We start from the raw sequence: 541 nt of genomic DNA, 5'->3' as shown, positions 1-541 counted from the left end.
GGTGTAGCCGTGCTGCTGCGTTTGCACGTCGAGCATGAATTGCGCCAGCGCCCGGTGCAGGCGGGCGGCGGGGCCGCGCAGAAAGGCAAAGCGCGCGCCGGAGAGCTTGGCGCCGGTTTCAAAGTCCAGCCCCAGCGGCGCGCCCAGGTCCACGTGGTCGCGCACGGCAAAGGCAAAGCGAGGCGGCTCGCCCCAGCGGCGCACTTCGAGGTTTTGCGTTTCGTCGGCGCCGACGGGCACGCTTTCATGCGGCAGGTTGGGCACGGCCAGCAGCAGCGCTTCCATTTGCTGCTGAATGGCGGCCAGGCGTTCGGCGGACTGGTCCAGCCCGCTTTTGAGGGCGGCCATTTGCGCCATCAGATCGTCGGCGCTTTCGCCTTTGGCCTTGCGCTGGCCGATTTGCTTGCTGGCGGCGTTGCGCTGCGCTTGCAGCTCTTCGGTGCGGGTCTGGATGGCTTTGCGCTCGGCTTCCAGCGCGCGGAAGGCCGCTTCGTCCAGAAAAGGCTGCGGGTTTTTGCGGGTGGCCAGGCGCTGGAGCACG

1 protein-coding gene is annotated in these 541 nt (G+C 68.0%); it reads right to left on the bottom strand.

Annotated elements, in window-relative coordinates:
- Positions 1-540 (bottom strand): serine--tRNA ligase (locus tag QB898_RS13190; RefSeq protein ID WP_487345376.1); only part of this gene is annotated, 540 nt, incomplete at its 3' end.
- Position 541 lies beyond the last annotated feature (1 nt).

Origin of the sequence: Ottowia cancrivicina (assembly GCF_029813755.1) — a bacterium.
Lineage (GTDB): Bacteria > Pseudomonadota > Gammaproteobacteria > Burkholderiales > Burkholderiaceae_C > Ottowia > Ottowia massiliensis.
This window is presented reverse-complemented; position numbering and strand designations above follow the sequence as displayed.